The following is a 19,916-nucleotide window of genomic DNA, read 5'->3' on the forward strand; positions in this document are numbered from 1 at the left end:
AACTGTCCGGGGGCCTCGCTCGTTGCGCTTGTCGGGTGTCACCTGATCGGGGCCCGGCTCGAAGAAGCTCACTGATCCGGGTCGGGCGGCTGGTCGTAGGCGCTCAGAAGCCCTTCGATGCGCTGGTTGTTGATGGACTGCCGGTCGTACAGGCACTTCGCGTACCGGCTCAGCAGGACCTCGACACTGTTGCCGGCCCGCTGGGCCACCTCGGCCGGGTCCGCGCCCGCGCACAGCCACGTGGACAGCGCCGAGTGCCGCAGGTCATACGGCCGCTTCGCGAGCGGGGTGCTGGTGAGCGCGGGCGGCAGGCCGAGGTCGCGGGTCTCGTGCCAGACCCGGTGGTAGGTGGTGTAACTGATGATCCGGCCCTGTTCGGTGAAGAACAGCCGGCCGTCGTCAGCCGTGCCGAACGTGGCGACATGCTCCCTCCACAGGGCCACCAGATGCGGCGGAAGGGCACCACCCGTGTTTCTCCCGGCGGGCGGTTCTTCAGCCCCCGCTCGTCGTGGAACCGGCCGGTGTCGGTCCACCGTTTGCCCGCCTGCGGCAGAGTGCGGTGAAGGATCAACCGCCCCCAACCGGTTCGGGGCAGACGGCAGTCCGGCAACGCCACCGCAACCGCCTCCTCCGGCCGCAGACCCGCGTAGTACATACCGGCGAAGAACCCGACCAGCCGACGGCCGCGAGCCCTCCCGTAGCCGCCCACGTAGGAGACGGCGCTCAGCAGATCCCGTGCCTGGTACGGGTTGGCCACCACCCGCGGATCCACCGCCACAGCCGGCTTGGGCACCCGCCACCGGACCCGCTGAAGCGGATGACTGCCCAACTCGCCCCGCTCCACGGCGTAGTGGAGCGCGTGCACCAGCACCTTGGGTTTGCGGCGCATCGTCTCCACGGCCGCCTCACCGCCGTCCAGTTTGCGGCGAAGCGACTCCAACACATCGCGCGCCAGGACCGGATCGTGCAGGTCGACCAGTGGCCGGGACGCCTTCGCCACCCACTGCAAGACCAGCCGGTCCTCCGCCGGCATCTTCCCCGGTCCCGGCCCGGGTACGACAAAAGCCCAGTGCCGCAGGGCACGGCGCAGCAGTTGCTCCTTCGGCCTGCCAGGAAGATCCCACAGCATCGCCACAGTGACGGCTGTCAGCGCCTCGCTGACCTCGTCCCGAGTCTTCGCCGCCCTGCCGGGCCAGTGCGCCCGAGCGTACCCGCTCGCGAAGGCATACCAGCTCAGCTGGGACGGACCCCGGTGCCCGTGGGCAGCACTGTTCCCCTGGGCCAGGCCCACGCGAATGGCCCGCACCAGCTCCGCGCCGAACTCGCCCGCCAGATCCGCGATCGCGCTGTCGCGGTCTTGCCGTCCATCACCATGCGGCTGCGCCGGGGATTGATCCGCAGGCTGTTCAGGCTCCGGTGCAGCGCCGTGGTGCTCGTTCGGGTCGATGCCCGCCTCCTTCTGATCGGCGGGAGCATGACTGCCCGGCACATCCACTCGAACATCCCCCGGCAAGAGGGCACTTGTGCGGCGCCCGGTTGACGAGTGCGGATTGTCGGACGTTCGGTCTGGCTTCCGTCGCCGCTGGTCATACCCGGTCCCGGTGTGGCCGGTTCTGCGCCATGGCTCACCATGCGCACTTGCATACGCCCCGATGCTCCGAACTACCGTTCTTCGCCGGCCAGGGCACGCGGACGCCGTGGGGGATGCATGGCAAGAACCGCGCGACAGATCCTGAACAGCCTCAGCCACGACAGGAGCGTTCACGCCCGGTCGACGGCTGAACTCGGTTCCCATGTCGAGTCCGCAGCGGCGGCCATCGACAAGAAGCGCCGGGAAAAGGGCCAGGAGGCCGTACGCAGGAAACCCGAACTGCGGACCGTCGCGTGGGCCGAGTGCGGCCGGTCCATCGAACTGACGCCGTGGCAGGTGCTGCACGCCCTGGCGCGCGGCTATGTGCTGGCCGGCGAGGGCATGGGACACGGGCTCGCGGAACACTGGCTGAGCCTGAAGTACAGTCGTGGACACGAGCACGGTGCTGCGAGCCGGATGGGCCCTGGGCGGCTCACAACGGAAATGGGCTCACGGCCCCGTCCGGACTACCTCATCGAGGCATGGAAGCCCGGCGCGCCGTCGAAAGTCACGTTCGTTGCCTGCCGAGGAAACCACCAGAAGCCGAGCAAGCGGACCAGCCGGACCCGCAGCACCACGATCCAGCAACTGGTCACCGCGTAGGCCAGCGCCGCGGTGCCCACTCCGGCACAGCGTCGGCGATGGGCCTCCCACCCGGCCCGCCAGAAATCGGGCACTCTACATCGGCGCTCACCCGCGCCCAGGACATCCCGACGGGACGCCGCGGGACACGCCCGCCGACCACCGTTCACCCCCAGCACCGCGGGGAGCGCCCTCACCGAGCCAGGCGCACAACCGGCTCACTTCGCTTGCCCGCACACTCCAGACAGCCTCCCTGTTCGATTGAGGGGCGCATCATATACCCCTACGCTTGCCCGAGGAAGTCGTGATCTACGTCATGGTGCATGGATCGGCCGCCGCAGGGAATGATCGAGTCAAGACGAGCAAATAGGGCATTTCATTCCCGTGGGACATGCGCGGGACGGCGGGCCTGACAGGGTGTCAGGCAGGCCGCCGACCTGGGAAAACGCGTGGGAATCCGACGGCCTCCGGAGCCGTGTGCTCAGCTCGATCTCGGGTGTCCCAGCTGTCCGGCTGTCCGGTTAGGTCTGTGACCTGCGGAAACGAGCCGGACAGCTCAAGCGGTCACTGTCCGGGCTGTCCGGTCACCGACCGGTTTGCAACCCCGTGTTTCCACCTGCGAGGAGAGATCAACTGCTACCACCAGCGGCAGCAGCCTCTGTTTCATCCAAGGCGCTGCGTGCTGCCACGGTGAAATTGGCGATGCGCTCAGAAAGTGTGGTCACCTCAACAGCGTGGCGCTCCACAAACTTTACGTTGCGGTCAGGGGCGCCCTCAGCGGAGTCGAGCCACGCGAGAAGAGTCGTGTGCATCGAGTGGAGCCCCGTTTTCACGCTGCGGGCGGCTTGCTCCACCGATTCCGGACCTTCCACTGCAAGGCTGGCCCACGCTGCCTGTACTGCCTGTAAGTGATCTTGGGCAACTTGGAGTTTGCGATCGGCCACCCCGACGTCTACTTCGCCAATCAATGCGCGCGCGGCCAACTTGAGGGCGTTCCGTGACTCGCTGGCTGGAGCCAGGAAAGCGCTGTACGCATCACGACGCACCTGTCTGCGCCACTGTGCATGATCGACTCTTGCTTGTGTCTCTACTTGCTGGCGGCCTGACCAACCAGATATCGCTGATGTGGCGACGGTGCCGAGAACCCCCACCGCCGCCCCGAGCAACGCCGCGACTCCCTGATCCACAAGAGGATTGTGCACCGCCGGATGTCGCTCGATGTCAAGAACCCTTGCAGTCGTTGGCGCAGAGAGCTGAGTGCCCCCGACCGGGTGGCCTGGGGGCACAAGGGTGGCGCACGTTCATCTGGCCCGCGTGGCTGGCTCTCTGCGTCAACTACTGTGGCGATAAAGGCAGATGTAGAGCAGAGGCAGGACAATCGAGAGCGTCAAGATGACTGCTGGCACCTGCCAAGGTTCAGTTCCTGGTCGCCTGACTCACCAGCACCGGTGTACTCGAAGACCGCGCCCAGCTCGTCCTCCTCGACCAGCCATCCGTCGTGGTAGCCAAGCTTCTCTCCGACTTCAGGGTCGGAGTAGACGATGACATTCTTCTCCGCAATCGCGGGGCAGATGCCGCCGTAGGGAGCCCCTCCGAACACCGGGCGGATCTTCTCCCGGGTGGGGACGTCTCCGGGCCCGATCTTGGCAGCGCTAGTCATCATGACTCGACCTTAGATCCGACCACTGACACCGCTCGACTTCACCCCGGGCATGCAACGTGTATCCGACTGACAGCATGGTGGTGGACCAACTCCGGGTACGCTCCCGGCGCATGAGTTTCCCTTGGCCCGAGGTCGTCAACGGTGCTACCGCCGGTCTGAGTGCCGTCGCAGCAATAGGCGCGTGGATGGCTGCGCGCCGGTCCAACGCCACGAGCGCGAAGGCGCAGGAGACGGGAGAGCGCGCCTACGCCACAGCCCAGGCGATTGCGCGTATCGAGAGCGACCGCTGGCACGCCGATCTGCTGCCCGACTTCCAGATCGCCATGGAGCGTGGCAACGAACAGACCGCGACCCTGAGCGTGCGGCTTCTCGGCCCGCTCCCCCTCTGCGGCCTCGACGAGATCCGCATCGACATCGTTCCCAGCGACGATTACGTGCGCGCTGCCCGGCTCCCGGGAGGCCCCTCCCAGGAAGAGCTCGATGCGCAGGTGTGGGGCCCGTACCGGTTCACGTATGGGGCGGACGGCGCCGACGTCAACGGCCACACGGTGGCGCCGTTCTCATTGCAGGTCGGCACCGGGCGGCCATTCAGCATCGAGCGCACTCGACCCCCGCACTGGCAGGAGGGGGCAGACAGGGAGAGGCACTGGCGAGACCAGTGGCTCAACAAGCCCATGCGCCTGGTCCTCACCTGCAAGCGGGACGGTTTCAAGTCGTGGGTCGTGCCATACGAGGTGCAAGTTCCCGAAGGCGTGAGGATGCGCTGGGTGTAGACCCGATCGACCTGCTCCGCAAGCGGGTATTCCTCCTCGCGGCACGAGGACGTTCATGATCGCGGATTCGGTGGCCTTTGCGGTTCTGGCAAGGATAGTGATCCAGAATCCCCTGTCAGCCTTCGCCGAAACGGGGCACTCCCCTAGCGCCATGACTCTTCTTCCGACGCCCACCGCAGACCTTGCCCGGCCCGTGCCAGATGCGTGCCAGAACGACGGGACAACCGCGGTCAGTTGCGGTCATGACATGGACTTCCCAAGGGTCGGCAGCGGGGCGCTTTGCCCTGGCCAGAGCAGTGTTTAGTGTGTTTGGTCCGGTGATTCCCAAGTTCAGAGCGCGGGTTCGATTCCCGTCACCCGCTCCACGACGAAGGCCCAGGTCATAGACTTGGGCCTTTCTTGTTGTCTAGACCTCTCGGGAGGTGTCGCGCCCTCCGCATGCCCTAAGTCCTGGAGTCAGCCCCCCGGGCGGAGCCACAGCAATCATCACTGTCAGTCCTTGCAGCGCCATGGTCGTTCCTCCCTGGCGTCCAGTGTTGACCTTGGCCCTGGGGCCACGTTCTAGCGTCGCTCGTGACGGATCAGAAAGCGAAAAAGGGCCTGCCCACCGGCGTGCCGCTGGGCGTCGACGGCGTCCCCCTTCACCACCACACGCATCAACCTCTCCCCTAGCGACCAGATCGTCCTGTACACCGACGGCTTGGTAGAGAGAGCCGCGACCAGCCCATCGATGCGTGCCTCAACGCCCTCCTCGGCCAAGCCGACCAGCCGCTGGAAGCAACATGCGATCAGCTCCTCCACGTCCTGCGCCACCCGAACGATGACGATGACGTGGTCCTGCTCATAGCCCGTATCCAGCCCCACCCGCCAGCCGAGCCGGCCTCCCCTGCCTGACGGTCCCGCGAAGGTGGATAAGCCCGAAGGCGTCACGGCGCAGGGAATGGAGCGGGCGTACGTGGCCAACGATCAGCCGAAGGAGTTTTCGCTTGATCCCCTCGTCATTCCCTCGCCACGGCGAGCCATCGAGGTGCGACACTCGTGGCTGCAGAAACGGTCATCCGACTGCTACTCTCCAGATCAACTCACCAACGGCAACAGCTGCATGCCGCATTGAGACCGTTCCCCCGTGCTGGTCGGGGCTTCGGCTCCTGGTACTCGCCCGCGTAAGGCCCCGCTTGGGAACCGTCCCGTCCCCGTAGTCTACGATCCCACGGGGGAGGGAACGGCTGCTGTCACTCACGACGTGCTGCACACCCTGCGCTGTCGCCGCGCAGGCAGTGAGTCCGTCAAGAGGATCCGCCGAGACCTGTGGGGGCGGGGCGGCTGGATCGGGTGGGGATGGGGCGAACCAGGTGTTCCAGCAGAAGCTGAACGCGCAGTTCACGAGGGTCTGGTGGCGCCGGATGGCGGTGTCGGAGCGGACTTGGAAGTCGGCCCAGCCGAGTTCGTCCTTGACCTGTTTGTAGCTCTGCTCGACCCAGTGCCGCAGCCCGTAGATCCGCACGATCTCGGCCAGCGCGGCGGGCGGGGAGGGCGATTCGGCGACGCGCGGGGAGTCCGGGCGGGGCAGGTCGGTGGCCAGGTACCAGGTTGCCTTCGCCGGCAGGGTGGCCGGGTCGGCGGTGGCCACCACCAGGCGGACGTTCCCGTCCGGGCCCCACCAGCCCAGCCGGGCCTCGGCCGCCCACTAGGTGGCGGTGTGCCCTTCGCGGAACGTGCGCTCGATGCGCGACCAGTCACCGGGATGTTCCGCATCCCGCCAGGCCAGGAGGCGGGCGGCGTCGACGGGAGTGTGGGCGTCGGGGCCGTAGGCCCAGGTGCCGTGCCGGGGCCTGAGGGCCATCACGAACGGCAGACCGGCGGCGTGCAGGCCGGCGCGAAAGCTGTCCTGGTCGCCGTAGGCGCAGTCGGCGGCCACCGCGCGGAAGACCAGGCCGCCTTGGCCTGGGCGGCCAGGTCGGCCGCGATCTGCAGTTTGGTGCGCAAGCCCGGGTCGTTCTTGCCGCGGGGGAAGTGATGGGCCGGGGTATAGGGGCAGGAGTGCACCGGGTAGTAGACGCGCTCATCGGCCCAGCACGTGGTCACGGTGACCACACCACGGTCGATCTTCCCGACCGAGCCGAGACATTGCTTGCCCACGTATGCGGTCGCCGTCCCGTCCTTGCGGTCCCCGGAGTCATCGACCACCAGTACCCCGCCCGGGTGCGGGGCGGTGGCCGGGTCAGCCAGCAGCAGTTCCAGGCGGCGGGCGTTGACCGCTTTTTGACCCCAGGGCGACTCGGACAGGAAGAACTGCAGCCGCTGCACTGCCGCATGCTGGGCGCCAATCACCGGCTCGGCGCCGGCCAGGCAGGTCAGCGTCTTGTTGCGATCGCGGGGCAGCGGCAGCCCGGCCAGGTACTCGCGGAACCACGCCGCTGGGCCAGCGTCCCGAAGAGATCACCGAACCGGACGGCGTACGCTTCCAGCGGACCGGGTGCGGGCGGACACGGCAGCCGCTTCGTCATCTCGGGCTCCCCAGGCCGTAGTTGACGCCTTCACCTCACGGCCTACTCCCGCACAGACCCGCCGTCAACAAACCACCGCTAGTACGGCGAAGACCACCCGTACGTCATCGCAAAGGTCCACGCGAAGTTCCCCAAGGGCGGGGGCGGCAAGGCCATCCCCACAACCTCGGTGGAGTACGCCGAGCAGGTAGAGGACCCGACCGGCGACGGCTACGTGCGGCTGTGCGATCTCGGCCTCGACGGCGAAACCGCCGCGCACACCGTCACGCGCGGGGCCTGGGTTCGCCTGGGCCTGGACGTGGCCGCGGACGGCGGCGACGAGTTCACCATCTACCGGGTTGTCGGCGACGCTGTCGAGCACCGCCACCACTCCTCCGGCATGCACAACGACAATCAGGTCAAAGTCGCCCTGCGCATCCTCGAAGAGATCGAGCAGGCGCAGCGCCTCGCGGCTGCGATCGACAGCACGGCCCCCGTCCGCGTCAAGGTGGACCAGCACGGTCTCGGGCACGGCGCCGTTGGCATGCTCGAGACCTGGGCCTCCTCCGGACGCCACCAGGCGCAGATCGTCGGCGTCATGGTCAGCGAATCCCCCGGACACGACGACCCAGGCGCGGTCAAGCGGCCCTGGCGCAAGAGGGACGAGATGTGGATCGCGACGCGCGCGCTCCTCCAGCCCGACCCCCTCACCGGCGTAGGTCGACTGCGCCTACGTACGGACCGCCAGGCCGCGATCCAGCTCACCACACCGGAACTCGGCTACAACGCCGGCGGCCACGTCGTCGTGGAGAGCAAGGCTCAGATGAAGGCCCGCGGCATGAAGTCACCCGACCGTGCCGAGGCCGTCCTCCAGGCCCTGTACGAGCCCGAGCCGATCATCCGCCGCGGCGGCGGCCTCATCGTCTGAAGCAGCTACACCTGGTGTGGCCCAGGGCCTTGAAGGAGTGCCAAGCCGAAGCCGAAAGGTTCCCCGACGACCCGAAGGCGCGCGGCAGCTCCGCTGCCGACCCCGACCGGCAGCGCGAGCAGCAGGAAGCTGACATCGTGCACCGCCTTCTCGCTCTGATCAGCTACGCGGTCACCCCGCGAAACATCGACCTGTGCGACCACCCCGAAATGCCAAAGGCTATCGCCGAGCTCCACGACGAATCCCAGCTGCAGACCAAGACCCGCCGCTGACCGCGGTGGCACGGCGCCCGAAACGGCCGTACGCGCATGGGTCTTCCGCCAGGTGTGCGGGTGTCCTGTGCTTCTGCTGGGCGCGGCCGCGCGATCCGCTGGCCGCGCACGTCCCTTCCGCCGTACGGCGGCTTCGAGTCCCCACCATTTGGGCCCCGTCACCCCGGTGTTGGTGACGGGGCCCAAACGGTGGACTCCACCGGCTGGCACGCCGGGGGGTCTCGCGCTGGACGCTGACGCCGATGGGATGGCCGGGAGGGCTAAAACCGGAACAGGTCACTCCGAACCCATTGACCTTCACGGACGCCTCCCGAACAATCGTCCGTCTCGTCACCGGACACAGCGGCAGCCTCGCGGCGTGGCGTGCCGCCCTGGAGGAGGACAGATGAGGGTGTCGCGAGTGTTCTCAGTCATTGTCATGAGCGCGACCCTGGCCATGGTCGCCGTCCCGGCCCGCGGAGCGCTCACCGACGGCCCGCAGCAGGCCGGGGGCGGGGCCGTGGAGCTCTCGGCGCCCGAGCCGGCGTGGTACACCCCGCAGTTGCACGCCGAGGTGGTCGAGGCGGCCGGCCGGGGGGAGGGCGTGCCCCTCCCGGACGGCGTCGACTATCCGGCCAGCGGGCTGGCCTTCACCGGCATCCGTCCGGGTGCCTGGATGATCGCGCCCGCCGGCTGCACGATGAACTTCGTCTTCGGCGAGGCACCGCACTACTACATAGGCACCGCGGGGCATTGCACCGAGCGCGGTGACGAGGTCACGATCTTCGCCGCGCCTGGCGTGCTGATGAACATCGGCACGACGGTCAAGAGTGTCGACAACGGGGTGGGCGACGACTTCGCGCTCGTCGAGATCCGGCCGGAGATGGCCGAGCACGTCAACCCGTCGATGACGTACTTCGGCGGCCCGACCGGCCAGGGTTCGCCGGAGCCCGGCGATATCGTCGAGCATGCCGGGCACGGCCTGGTCATCGGCACCGGCGGCACGCCCCGGGCGGGGGTGGTGGCCTACCGCGGTCCGGGTGACGAGCGGCGCAGCGACGCGTTCTCCTGGGGCGGCGCGGCGTCGCCGGGGGACTCGGGGTCACCGGTGCGCCTGGCGGACGGCGCCGCCGCTGGCGACCTGACGCATCTGGTCGTCGGAGGGCCGTACGCCCCGGGCGTGGTCGCCGGGACGTCGCTCGAGCGAATGCTCGAGATCGCCGACAAGCCTCTGGCGACGGCCGCGAACCTTCCCGACCCGGCCTCCTAGCCCGCCGCCCCACCAGTGCCGGTCGCCGTGGACCTGCTCGCCCATCTCACCGACTACGGGCTGGGGAGGGCGTCCTCGAGAGGCGACTCCGAAACCCTCGGCGAGCCCTCGCCGCGGTGAGATGGTCTTAGGCGGCAGACCAGAGGGCGCACATATCCGGATTCCGGATCGTTCCCGATCCTCATCCCTGCAAGCCCATCCGAACGACGTTTCGAATCTCTTCCTGAAGATTCTGGCCCACCCGCCGATCTGCCGGCGCCCTGCGTTATCGGGTCTTGGGCACATGCCGTCTGCCGGACGCGAGGCCGCGTCATCGAATCTTGATCGTGCCCGGTCAGGGCTGGGCAGAGGGTGCCGTCTACAGATCGGGCCACCGGAAAGCGCGGCAGGGTACCGCAAGATCAAAAGAATCCCTGAGCCAGTTGGGTTGTCTGTCTAAATTCCAGTCGTTGTTTCCCTGTGACAGCCATGACGGCGTAGATGCAGGGAGGGCCTCGCGGATGAACGGGCCGATAGATCAACGGACCGCACTGCTCATGCTCGTTGGTTGCGGCACCGTGTACATCGCCTTCGAGCACCCGTCGTTTGGCACCGCCCGCGTCGTCGGTGTTGCCGTGGTGACACTGCTCCACCTCGTTATGCGAAGGCGCTAACCCACATGCCGCTCAACTTCGATGGCACGCGCTCAAGGTCCGCGCCATACCTATGAGGCTCCTGCGTCACCGCTGAACGCTGGCCCTGTGCCCCGCTCCGCGCGGCGTCGCTACAGCCACGCGCGCCTCGCAGTCCAGAACAGCGAACCGGAGCAGAGTAAACCTCATCGACCACTGCTCAACCGGGCCCATCCCCGAACGCAGAGACCCCCGCCGGAACGAGCCGGCAGGGGTCCACATCAGTCACAGCGGTCACATACGTGTCACCAACAGGGTCGACGCAGCTACGCCACAAGGACCTGACCAGGCCAAACGCTCCCGACCTGGACCACGTGGACGCCAGGAGACGGTTCCGACTACCTGTGCCAGGTGGGACTGTCACAGCTCAAGGACAGTGGTCACCACCCCGCGTGGCCGGTCTCGCTGTCCGTGGCCGGATGCAGATGCCGTCGGAAGCATGGGCCCCTCCAGGGCGGCATGGGTGTCCGTGCTGGCGGGCTGGGCATCAGCGGTTCCCCGCACCAGTGCAGAAGCCCGGCCTGGAGGCAATACGCACCACAAGCCCTCACGCTGCGGCCCCGTGTCGCAGACTCCTCCCGCGGTCAATTTGTCGAACAGCGTGGAGCTCAGAACTCGCCTACGACGGCAGGCAGAACGGCGCTCACGAGTATCAGTCTGCTCCGTCGCTGGACGATCCCAGCCACTCTCCCCCGCATGCCTGTGACGACCGGGTGCCGCCTGCCTGGCATCACCCCGGCCCGGGGACCGGACTCGTGATCCCTCACGTGATGGGGTTCAGCCTCCTACGGCCTTCGCCCAGCCCCGGTCGACCGTCACCCTCGCCTTCTCCAGTTGCGCGTCCGTGGGGAACTGGGGCTCCCCCTCGACCGTCGGCAGTTTTGCCGCGGCGTCCTCGTCGAGGGTGCCGTCCTCGCGCATGGTCTCCATCAGTACCGGGCGGGCGTAGCCCTTGAGCCGGAGGTTCTGGCCCGTCGCGCTGAAGAGATACTCCTGCCACAGGCGGGCCGCCGCCGGGTGCGGGGCGTTCCTGTTGACGGCCAGGGCGTAGTACTGGGCGAAGCTGCCGTCGAAGGGGATCGCGACCCGCCAGTCCACGCCCTTGCCGCGGAACCGGTCCGAGTAGTCGAGGTTGACGTAGTCCCAGTCGATGCTGATGGGGGTCCTGCCGGTCTCCACCGCGGCCGAGGTTGACTCGACGGGGTTGAAGTTGCCTCGGTCGTTCAGCTCGGCGAAGAAGTCGAGGCCGGGGCGGATGTCGTCGAACGACCCCCCGTTCGCGAGGGCGGCCGCGTAGACGCCGGCGAAGGCGGTGTTGGAACGGGTGGGGTCGCCGTCGAGCGAGACCTTCCCCTTGTACCGGGGGTGCAGCAGATCGGCGAAGGTCCGGGGGCAGGGCTTGACGCGGTTGGCGTCGCAGCCGATGGAGATGTAGCCGCCGTAGTTGTTGTACCAACGGGCCTCGCTGTCCTTCTGGTTGTCCGGGATCGAGTCGTACGCTGCGACCCTGTACGGCGCGAGCAGGCTCTGCCGGGCCGCTGTCCGGGCGAACGTGTCCCCCACATCGATGACGTCGGGGGCGTCGGCGCTCTTCCCGCTCTTCTTGATGGCGTCGATCTCGTCCTGGCTGGATCCCTGGGGGTCGGCGACGGTGGCCTTGATCCCGTACTTCTTCTCGAAGCCGTCGATCAGACCGCCGTAGTTGGCCCAGTCGCGCGGAAGCGCGATCGCGTTGAGCGCGCCCTCGTCCTGCGCCGCGGCGATCAGCTTGCTCATGCCCCCCGCCTCCTCTGCCGAGGTGGCCACCGATGGCTTCACGGGCGTGGCCTTCGGCGTCTCGGTGCAGGCGCTCAGGATCAGGAGGGTGAGGCAGCCTGCGGCGGCCGCTGTTCGGACACGAGGTGCAGTCACGATGGCTCCAGGACGCAGGGGGTCGGGAAAGCGCGGGGGTGGGCACGAGCGGTTGTCACCGGGGCAGGTCCGGCTTTCGCCGGATACGACGCGTCCTCGGGGTGACGAGCAGTGGCGCTGAGCGGTCTTGAGACGAGATGCGGCGGGTGGCATCCGCGGCAGGGCGCCACGGTCGAGGCACGTACCCGAGCAGTTGGTTCAGGGGGGCGCGATGCTCCGGGGGCGCAATCCGGGTCGGCGCAGCCTCCGGCCGCCGCGCCGATCGTTCCGGCCGGAGGCACGGCGGCGGGCCGGAAGCCGTGGCCCGGCCCGTGGGGCGTGGCGGGCGAGCGGTCGTACGGCGACTTCGCGATGCCCCTCACCGTGCCGCGCCGTTCTGCTCCCTGCCTTCGCCGGAAAGCGGCTCCTCCTCGTCGAGCAGGATCTCGGCGAGTCCTTCCACCGAGGGGCCTGCGCCGCCGTGGAGGGACAGCTCGGCCCAGATGACCTTTCCGGTGGGCGTGTAGCGGGTGCCCCAGCGTTCGGCGAACTGGGCCACAAGGAAGAGTCCGCGGCCGCCCTCGTCGGTGACCTTGGCCCGCCGCAGTCGTGGTGAGGTGCTGCTGCCGTCGGAGACCTCGCAGATCAGGGCTCGGTCACGGAGGAGCCGGACGGTGATGGGCTCGGTGCCGTAGCGGATGGCGTTGGTGATCAGCTCGCTGAGGACGAGTTCGGCGGCGAAGTCGATCTGCTCGAGGCCCCATTCCTGGAGCCGCCGGACACAGGCAGCGCGGACCGGGGCGACCGCCGCCGGGTCGCGGGGCACCTGCCATTCGGCGATCCGGGTGGGATCGAGCCGGTGTGTGCGGGCCACCAGCAGCGCGATGTCGTCCCGGGGCCGGTCCGGCATCATGGCGTCGACGACCGCAGCGCAGGTGTCCTCCGGGGAACGGTCGGGTCCGGCCAGCGCGTCACGCAGGGTCGCCACGCCGACGTCCAGGTCGCGGTCCCGGTCCTCGATCAGCCCGTCGGTGTAGAGCACCAGCCGGGAGCCCTCAGGCACGGTCAGCTCGGCGCTCTCGCCGGGCAGTCCGGTCCCGAGGCCAAGCGGCGGGGAGATCGGCAGCTCGGGGAAGTCCACGGTCCCGTCGGGGTGGACCACCGCCGGTCCGGGATGGCCGGCGGTGGCGACCGCCAGTTGCCCGGAGGCGGGATCGTAGACGGCGTACAGGCAGGTCGCGCCGGTGATCCCCTGACCTTCCCCGTCGGCGGCGGCCTCGTCGCTGTCGATCTGGGCCACCAGTTCGTCAACGCGGCCGAGCAGTTCCTCCGGCGGGATGTCCAGGACGGAGAAGTTGTGCACGGCGGTGCGCAGTCGGCCCATGGTGGCCGCCGCGTGCAGGCCGTGCCCCACGACGTCGCCGACGACCAGCGCGACCCGGGCTCCCGACAGCGGGATGACGTCGAACCAGTCCCCGCCCACCCCGGCCCGGGCGGGTAGATAGCGGTAGGCCACCTCCAAGGCCGTCTGCTCGGGCACCCGGCTGGGCAGCAGGCTGCGCTGCAACGTGACGGCCATGGTGTGCTCGCGGGTGTAGCGGCGGGCGTTGTCGATGCACACCGCCGCCCGGGCGGCCAGCTCCTCGGCGAAGGACACGTCCTCCTCCTCGAACGGCGGGGAGGCGTTCGCCCGCCAGTAGTGGGCCGCTCCGAGCACCACCCCCCGGGCGCGCAGCGGGACAAGGATCAGGGAGTGAATGCCGTGGTCCAGGACCCGGCGGGCGCGGTCGGGGTCCTGGGCCCGCCAGCCCTCGGAGGCGCTCAGGTCCTCCACCAGGACCGCTCGGCCGTCGGCCGCGCCCGCGGCCATGGGGTGGGCGGCGACGAAGCGGATCAGCTTGCCGGCCGGGTAGAGCAGATGGTCCCCCTCCAGGCCGACGACGGCGGTGCGGCGCATCTCGGTGCTCACGCCGGAAGGCTCCTCACCGTGCAGGACCGGGTCCAGGAGCTCGACGGTGACGACGTCGGCGAAGCGGGGGACCGCGACCTCCGCGAGTTCCTCAGCGGTGCGCGTGACATCCAGGGTGGTCCCGATCCGCACGCCGGCGTCATAGAGCAGCTCCAGCCGTTGGCGCGCGGTCTCGGCTCTGCCGGAGAGAGCCTGCAGTTCGGTGGTGTCCCGCAGCGTCACCACCCTGCTCGCCGGGCCCTGGGGAGCGGTGAACCGCTTGTTGACGGCAAGGAGCCGGTCAGCCGCCAGGTGCACCTCGTCGGTGGCCGGGCGATCGGACGTGAGCAGCCCGGCGAGGTCGGCGTTCAGCCCCAGCGCGATCACGTGGCGACGTTCCGCATCCTCCGGCAGGTCCAGCAGGCGGCGGGCCTCGTCGTTGGCCAACAGCAGCCGGCCGTCACCCCCGACGATCAGCACTCCTTCCCGCACGGCGTGGAGGACCGCATCGTGGTGCTCGTACATCCGCGTCATCTCGGCCGGGCCCAGGCCGTGGGTCTGCTTCTGGAGGCGACGGCTCACCAGTGCCGACCCGCCCGCGGCGAGGGCGAGTGACCCGGCCGCGACCCCGAACAGGACCGGCAGTTGCTGGTTCACCCGGTCCTGCACGTTCCCCACCGTGACGACGGAGGAGACAATGGCGACGGCCGAGTTGCCGGTGTCCTTGACGGGGACGGCCGAGATCACGGAGAGCCCCAGGGCACCCTGGAAGGTCCTGGTGAACGACTTTCCTGCCGCCGCTTCCGCGTAGGGGCCGATGACGTGCTTTCCGATCTGCTTCGGGTCGCTGTGGGTGAGGGTGATCCCGTCCGGCCGGTAGACGATGACGGCGTCGACACCGGCGGCCCTGCGAACCGCCTCGGCGCTCGGCTGCAGCACCGCTGTGGGGTCGGGACTCTCCAATGCCGTGAGGAGCCCTGGTGATTTCGCGAACGTCTCGGCCGCGGTGAGCGTCCGGTTCCGGGCGTCCGCCATGCTGTCGCGGCGCGCCTGCAGTACGAGGGCCACCAGCGCGGCAACGACGACCAGCACCACAACCGCCAGTTGCAGGAGGAACACCTGGCCGGCGAGGCTGCGCACGCTCAGCAGGGAACGCAGGCGCCGCAGCAACCGCCGCGCGCTCCACCTACCGGGCGCCTGATCACTCCCGGGCGACTTGGGCGATCGACGCCCGAGTCGCCCCAAAAATTTATACATGGAACATTTCTATCGTTTTCGGCTACCGATCACGGGGCGATCGGGGGGAGGACCGGTCATGGTGGAACCGCCGGGCGTTTCGGCCCGCCGCGCCCGGACGGGCATCCGGCCCCAAAGTCGCCTGCCGGAAGTCGGGCGCGCGCGTGATCCGGTCCTGCAACCTCCAGCAGGGAAGTGGCCGCTCCCCGCTTCCCGCCCAGCCCAGACCAGCCCGGCCCGGCCCGGCCCCTGCAGAGCCTGCTGTAAATCGACCGGTCGCAACATGACCGTCCCTGGTCTTCATGCCGATGGCGTCCACGAACACGACCAACCCGAGCCCTCCCGTCCCGGCGCGTACGCCGGGGCGGGACACAGGAGGGGAGGAGGCGCAGGGTGCCGCGGTCCGAGTTCGAGTGGTGATCATCGCGCGCCGTCGGATACCCGCCGAACGCGCACTTCTGCCCAGGTCAGGGCGTGTGCCCACAGCTCAGTCACCACGCCACTGTGCCGTGCGGCTGTTCCAGTCCCCTGCTCGGCCGGCTTCCCCCGGACGCACCATCTGCTTGGTGCGCCAGCGTAGGGAACATTAGCGTCCCTTTCAGGGCGGGATGTTCACTGTCGCCCGTTAGGGGATCGCCGATGACGAACGAACGGCGCCGCCGCCGCACACGAGTCGAAGCCCCAGCCCCAGCCCCAGCCCCAGCCGGAGTCGGACCAGAGACCGACGCCGGAGTCGACGGCGAAGTCGACGTCGTCGTGGTCGGCTCGGGCTTCGGCGGCTCTGTCACCGCATACGAGCTCGCCGGCGGTGGTCTGTCCGTTGTGGTTCTGGAGCGCGGCAAACCGTACCCTCCCGGCAGCTTCCCCCGGACGCCCGCGGGCATGGCCCGCAACTTCTGGGACCCCAGCGAGGGTCTGCACGGACTGTTCGACATCTGGTCGTTCCGCGGACTGGAAGGAATCGTCTCCAGCGGCCTCGGAGGCGGGTCGCTGATCTACGCCAATGTCCTGCTGCGCAAGGACGAGAAGTGGTTTGTCCACGAATCGCCACTGCCCGGCGGGGGGTACGAGAACTGGCCGATCAGCCGCCGTGACCTCGATCCGCACTACGACCGGGTCGAGAAGATGCTCGGCGCCACACCGTACCCCTACCAGGACACGCCGAAGACCGCCGCGATGCGGGAGGCAGCGGACCGGCTGGGCCTGCACCTGTCCCGGCCGCCGCTCGCCGTCTCGTTCGCCTCGGGTCCCGGCGGGGCGCCGGTCCCCGGAGCCTCGCTCCCCGAGCCGGAGTACGGCAACATCCACGGCCTGCCACGGGAGACCTGCCGACTGACCGGCGAATGCGACGTCGGCTGCAACCTCGGCGCCAAGAACGCCCTCGACCACACCTACCTGTCGGCCGCGCGCCACCGCGGCGCCGACATCCGCACCCGGTGCGAGGTACGCGGGTTCGCCCCCCGGCCCGGTGGCGGGTACGAGGTCCGCTACGTCGTCCACGACCCGGTCCGCGAGGGACACCGCACCCCCACCGGTCGCCTGCCGCTGCACAGGATCCACTGCAAGCGGCTGGTCCTGGCGGCCGGCGCGTTCGGCTCCACGTACCTGCTCCTGCGCAACCGCTCCGCGCTGCGCGGCATCAGCCCGGCCCTCGGCACCCGCTTCTGCGGCAACGGCGACCTGCTCGGCCTGGTCCTCGGGGCGACCGGCGGCTCCGCGGGAAGCGGGCCGCGGAAGCTGGCGAGCAGCACGGGCCCGGTGATCACCAGCGCCATCCGCGTCGGAGACGAACTCGACGAGGACGGCTCGGCGGGACGCGGTTTCTACGTCGAGGACGCCGGCTACCCGGCCTTCGTGGACTGGCTCGCCGAAGCGGCACAGGTGCCCGGAAGTGTCCGCCGTACCGTGGGGTTCGGCCTCCACCGGCTTCGGTCCCGGCTCGGTCTCACCCCGCAGAGCAACATCAGCAACCGGCTCGCGCTCCTCCTCGGACCGGGGGTCTTCTCCGACTCGTCGCTGCCACTGCTGGGCATGGGGCGGGACCTCCCGGACGGCCGGATGAGCCTGCGCAGGGGCTACCTCGACATCGACTGGACCACGCTCACCTCGCGCCGCTACTTCGAGCGCGTGCGGCGGACGATGAGCGACGTGGCCGGCGCCCTCGGCGGCGAATTCCGCGACAACCCGCTGTGGTGGACCCGCCGCGTGATCACCGTGCACCCGCTGGGCGGCGCGCCGATGGGCCGTCATCCCGCCGAAGGGGTCTGCGACTCCTACGGCGAGGTCTTCGGACACCCAGGGCTGTACGTGCTCGACGGCGCCGCCCTGCCCGGGCCGGTGGGCGCGAACCCCGTCGCTCACCATCGCCGCCTTCGCCGACCGCGCCTGCCGCCGGATCCTCGAGGAGCGCTTCACACCACGGGCTGCGGTGGCGGCTCCCACCCCCGGCGCTGACGTCCCGGCAGCGGCGGCGGTCGGCGAACGGCCCACCAGCCTCTCCTTCACGGAGGAGATGAAGGGACACCTCGCGCTCGACGTCGCCGACCCAGAGGAGGGTCAGGCGCTCGGCCGGGCGCGGAACCAGCGGCTGATGTTCCGTCTCACGATCACCGCGGACGACGTCGACCGGTTCGTCGCGGACCCCCGGCACCAGGCCGGAGCGGTCGGCCACGTCGAGTGCGACGTCCTCGGCGGCCGACTGCCCGTCGAGGCCGGCTGGTTCAACCTGTTCACCCGTGACGACGACCCGGGCCGGCGCCGGATGCTGTACCGGCTGCACCTGCGCGACCCGGGCGGGAATCCGCTCACGCTCGTCGGACACAAGGAGGTGCACGACGACCCCGGATTCGACGTCTGGAGCGACACGTCGACCCTGTATGTCCGCATGCTCGCCGGACACGTGCCGCCGGGCGGCGACGCCGACGCCCCGCCGGTCGGCGCGGGCATCGTCGTCATCCTCGCCGGGGACTTCGTCCAGCAGCTGACGACGTTCCGCGCCTCGGGGCCCCATCCCGCCCGGGCACTGGAGAGCTTCGGCCGCCTCTTCCTGGGCGAGTTGTGGAGCGTCTACGGCACTCACTTCACGCCGACCGGGGAGCGTGCGTGAAGGTACGCGAGCTGCGCGGACACGCCGACGAACTCGGCTTCACCCCACAGGAGCAGGTGCGGTGGCTGGCACCCAGGGAACTGGCCCGTACGGCGGTCAAGGCCCTGCTGGCGGAGGTCTTCGCCGGCTACTCGGACAAGCGGGAGTTCCAGGCGGTGCTCGAGGCGGGCCTGCTGGAGGCCCCGCCGGGCAGGAACGACGCCCGGGAGATCTGGATCGACTACGTGGCCGACCTCGGCGACGGCTTCGACGCGACGAGCTCGGTGGCGTGGACGCTCGCGGAGGAGGAGCTCGCCGTCCCGCCCGCCTCCCCGGGGACCGGTGACGCGCCGACGACCGGTGACGTGCCACTCCGGCTGCGCCGTGGCTCCCTGCTCGTCCTCGGCGGCGACGAGGTGTACCCGGCGGCCTCGGCGACGGGATACGAGGACCGCATGAAGGGTCCCTACCGCGCCGCCCTGCCCGAGGCGGCGGACCCGCCGCTGATGGTCGCGCTACCGGGAAACCACGACTGGTACGACGGCCTCACCGCCTTCCTGCGGATGTTCACACAACAGCGGCCGATCGGCGCCTGGCAGACCCGGCAGACCCGCAGCTATTTCTGTGTGCGCCTGCCCGAACGCTGGTGGCTCGTGGGCCTGGACAGCCAGCTGGGTTCGTACTTCGACGACCCCCAACTGCGCTACTTCGAGAAGCACCTGTCGGCGAACCTGCAAGGCGGCGACGGTGTGATCGTCTGCTCGGCCGAGCAGACCTGGCTGGAGAGCGCGGACGGGAACGCCGACGCCTTCAACGCCCTCCACTGGTTCGACCGAAACATCATCCGCACCCGCGTCGATCCGGGCTCCGGAAAGCGGGTACCGACGCACGCGTCGGTCCGGCTGTGGCTGACCGGTGACCACCACCATTACGCCCGGTACGCCGAACGGCTGCCCGGCGAGCGACCCGGCACCGGGGTCCCGGCACCGGACCCGCGGCGGCGCCAGATGGTGACCTGCGGGATGGGCGGCGCGTATGGATGCCGTCCAGCACGCGACGGCCGGCATCCGCTCCGATGAGGCGGTCCCGGAACTCCGACAGCACCGAGAAATCGAAGCCGGGATCGCTCAGCTCCAGCCCGACGGCGTAGTTGAAGTCGATCCTGGCCCGCACCGCCTCTGCGGCTGCCGGTCGGTCAGCCCCTCCACGAACTGCTGAACCAGCACGAGCGCCAGCCGTCCCGGCGAGCACGCGGGCTTACCGAGCCGGAAACAGATCCGCGAAGTGTTCGTCGTGGAACAGCATCCCCAGCTCATCACGGATCCGGATGGCCAGGCTCCACTTCGGAAACGCTGCCCGAGCCACTCGTACGGTCTCCGCAGGAATCTCCCCAGACCCATCTGGCCGCATCGAACCGACACCCTCCCCACACGACAACGTCGGCCACCATGAAAACAACAGCGTCCACCCGGGCGAGGTGAGGCCCGGGCCGATAAATCCACC

The 19,916-nt window shown here is 69.3% G+C and carries 14 protein-coding genes and 2 pseudogenes; 8 read left to right on the forward strand and 8 right to left on the reverse strand.

What is annotated here, in order from left to right; translation table 11 throughout:
• Nucleotides 1-68: 68 nt before the first annotated feature.
• The gene (locus tag ACZ3H8_RS36415; protein WP_467409110.1) at nucleotides 69-443 is read right to left on the reverse strand and encodes a hypothetical protein; all 375 of its coding nucleotides are present in this window, start codon (nucleotides 441-443) and stop codon (nucleotides 69-71) included.
• Between the two features lie 1,265 nt (nucleotides 444-1,708).
• Here ACZ3H8_RS36415 and ACZ3H8_RS36420 point away from each other — a divergent pair.
• On the forward strand, nucleotides 1,709-2,233 hold the full coding sequence (locus tag ACZ3H8_RS36420) for a hypothetical protein (protein WP_467409111.1): 525 nt from the start codon (nucleotides 1,709-1,711) through the stop codon (nucleotides 2,231-2,233).
• Between the two features lie 608 nt (nucleotides 2,234-2,841).
• Here the strand turns inward: ACZ3H8_RS36420 and ACZ3H8_RS36425 are convergent.
• Nucleotides 2,842-3,399 (reverse strand): hypothetical protein, encoded by a 558-nt coding sequence (locus tag ACZ3H8_RS36425; protein WP_467409113.1) that lies wholly within the window; start codon nucleotides 3,397-3,399, stop codon nucleotides 2,842-2,844.
• A gap of 200 nt (nucleotides 3,400-3,599) precedes the next feature.
• A complete protein-coding gene (locus ACZ3H8_RS36430; protein WP_467409114.1) occupies nucleotides 3,600-3,875 on the reverse strand; it encodes an SRA domain-containing endonuclease in 276 nt (91 codons plus the stop codon).
• A 110-nt stretch (nucleotides 3,876-3,985) separates the two neighbouring features.
• On the opposite strand from ACZ3H8_RS36430, the gene ACZ3H8_RS36435 reads away from it, so the two are divergent.
• A complete protein-coding gene (locus tag ACZ3H8_RS36435) occupies nucleotides 3,986-4,648 on the forward strand; it encodes a hypothetical protein (RefSeq protein ID WP_467409117.1) in 663 nt (220 codons plus the stop codon).
• A 561-nt stretch (nucleotides 4,649-5,209) separates the two neighbouring features.
• Here ACZ3H8_RS36435 and ACZ3H8_RS36440 read toward each other — a convergent pair.
• Together ACZ3H8_RS36440 and ACZ3H8_RS36445 are read right to left on the reverse strand one after the other, a co-directional pair.
• Entirely contained in the window at nucleotides 5,210-5,578 is a 369-nt protein-coding gene (locus ACZ3H8_RS36440; protein ID WP_467409118.1) for a hypothetical protein, read from the reverse strand.
• 381 nt (nucleotides 5,579-5,959) lie between these two features.
• A pseudogene (locus ACZ3H8_RS36445) lies at nucleotides 5,960-7,155 on the reverse strand (IS701 family transposase); the annotation flags it as partial.
• 169 nt (nucleotides 7,156-7,324) lie between these two features.
• Here ACZ3H8_RS36445 and ACZ3H8_RS36450 point away from each other — a divergent pair.
• The 3 genes from ACZ3H8_RS36450 to ACZ3H8_RS36460 all read left to right on the forward strand — a co-directional run bounded on the left by ACZ3H8_RS36450 (nucleotide 7,325) and on the right by ACZ3H8_RS36460 (nucleotide 9,583).
• Complete coding sequence (locus tag ACZ3H8_RS36450; protein ID WP_467409119.1) at nucleotides 7,325-8,062, forward strand: hypothetical protein; 738 nt, start codon at nucleotides 7,325-7,327, stop codon at nucleotides 8,060-8,062.
• Between the two features lie 29 nt (nucleotides 8,063-8,091).
• Nucleotides 8,092-8,334, forward strand: coding sequence for a hypothetical protein (locus tag ACZ3H8_RS36455; protein ID WP_467409121.1), 243 nt, complete (start codon nucleotides 8,092-8,094; stop codon nucleotides 8,332-8,334).
• A gap of 418 nt (nucleotides 8,335-8,752) precedes the next feature.
• The gene (locus tag ACZ3H8_RS36460; protein ID WP_467409123.1) at nucleotides 8,753-9,583 is read left to right on the forward strand and encodes a chymotrypsin family serine protease; all 831 of its coding nucleotides are present in this window, start codon (nucleotides 8,753-8,755) and stop codon (nucleotides 9,581-9,583) included.
• A gap of 1,448 nt (nucleotides 9,584-11,031) precedes the next feature.
• Here the strand turns inward: ACZ3H8_RS36460 and ACZ3H8_RS36465 are convergent.
• Together ACZ3H8_RS36465 and ACZ3H8_RS36470 are read right to left on the reverse strand one after the other, a co-directional pair.
• Entirely contained in the window at nucleotides 11,032-12,165 is a 1,134-nt protein-coding gene (locus ACZ3H8_RS36465; RefSeq protein ID WP_467409125.1) for an ABC transporter substrate-binding protein, read from the reverse strand.
• Between the two features lie 358 nt (nucleotides 12,166-12,523).
• Nucleotides 12,524-15,349 (reverse strand): SpoIIE family protein phosphatase, encoded by a 2,826-nt coding sequence (locus ACZ3H8_RS36470; RefSeq protein WP_467409127.1) that lies wholly within the window; start codon nucleotides 15,347-15,349, stop codon nucleotides 12,524-12,526.
• A gap of 618 nt (nucleotides 15,350-15,967) precedes the next feature.
• Here ACZ3H8_RS36470 and ACZ3H8_RS36475 point away from each other — a divergent pair.
• The 3 genes from ACZ3H8_RS36475 to ACZ3H8_RS36485 are packed head-to-tail and all read left to right on the forward strand — an operon-like array spanning nucleotide 15,968 to nucleotide 19,492.
• Nucleotides 15,968-17,782 (forward strand): FAD-dependent oxidoreductase, encoded by a 1,815-nt coding sequence (locus tag ACZ3H8_RS36475; protein ID WP_467409129.1) that lies wholly within the window; start codon nucleotides 15,968-15,970, stop codon nucleotides 17,780-17,782.
• Nucleotides 17,757-18,434: a hypothetical protein gene (locus ACZ3H8_RS36480; protein WP_467409131.1), complete on the forward strand. Its 678-nt coding sequence runs from the start codon at nucleotides 17,757-17,759 to the stop codon at nucleotides 18,432-18,434. The genes ACZ3H8_RS36475 and ACZ3H8_RS36480 overlap by 26 nt, the downstream gene beginning before the upstream one ends.
• Entirely contained in the window at nucleotides 18,431-19,492 is a 1,062-nt protein-coding gene (locus ACZ3H8_RS36485) for a hypothetical protein (protein ID WP_467409132.1), read from the forward strand. The genes ACZ3H8_RS36480 and ACZ3H8_RS36485 overlap by 4 nt, the downstream gene beginning before the upstream one ends.
• On the opposite strand, the pseudogene ACZ3H8_RS36490 reads toward ACZ3H8_RS36485, so the two are convergent.
• A pseudogene (locus ACZ3H8_RS36490) lies at nucleotides 19,452-19,823 on the reverse strand (transposase); the annotation flags it as partial. The gene ACZ3H8_RS36485 and the pseudogene ACZ3H8_RS36490 overlap by 41 nt on opposite strands.
• Nucleotides 19,824-19,916: the final 93 nt, after the last annotated feature.

This window comes from Streptomyces sp. NPDC002868, assembly GCF_055563295.1.